Source organism: Aquitalea sp. ASV15, from assembly GCF_016429115.1.
Lineage (GTDB): Bacteria > Pseudomonadota > Gammaproteobacteria > Burkholderiales > Chromobacteriaceae > Aquitalea > Aquitalea magnusonii.
Genome location: NZ_JAELTZ010000125.1, coordinates 1 through 666, shown reverse-complemented (window position 1 = coordinate 666; position 666 = coordinate 1). Strand labels below are relative to the sequence as shown.

General features: G+C 63.2%; 1 protein-coding gene. It reads right to left on the bottom strand.

All coding sequences use genetic code 11. The features are described from left to right. Positions 1–70: 70 nt before the first annotated feature. Positions 71–666, bottom strand: a 596-nt coding sequence (cydB, locus tag JHD64_RS21115; protein WP_199055573.1) for a cytochrome d ubiquinol oxidase subunit II, incomplete at its 5' end; no start/stop codon positions are given.

Genomic DNA, 666 nt, shown 5'->3' with positions numbered 1-666 from the left:
ACCCCCATGGCCACGGCCAAGGGCAGCCCCAACATCCAGGCGAAATACCACATGATTTTGTCCTTTCGCTTCAGTAAACACTCTTGCTGTTGGCACGGATGTGCTGCTCGGTTACCTTGCCGCGCATCACGCGGTAGCACCAGGCGGTGTAGCTCAGCACGATGGGGGTAAAGATCAGCGCGGCCCAGAACATGGTGTCCAGCGTCATCTGGCTGGAGGTGGCATCCCAGGCCGTCAGGCTGGAACGCGGGTCCGAGCTGGACGGCAGCAGGAAGGGAAACAGGCTGGCACCAGCCGTACCAATCACCCCGGCCTGCACCAGGCTGGAGGCGATAAAGGCCAGCCCAGCCTTGCGCACCGCGGCCAGCGACACGGCAGCCGCAGCACTGACAATACCCAGCAGCGGCAGCACCATGGTCAGCGGATAGCGCTGGTAGTTGCCCAGCCAGGCGCCGGCGGCACGCACCACGGTTTTGGCCAGCGGGTTGGACTGCGCGGCGGCTTCACCACCAGCGGTAATCACGTAACCATCCAGATGACCGACCCACAGGCCGCCCAGCACAAACAGCACGATAGTCAGCACGCCAAACAGCATGGCCGCAGTGCGGGCACGTTCCGCCATTTTCTCTTCAGTGCGCAGCATCAGGTAGGTGGCACCTTGCAGCA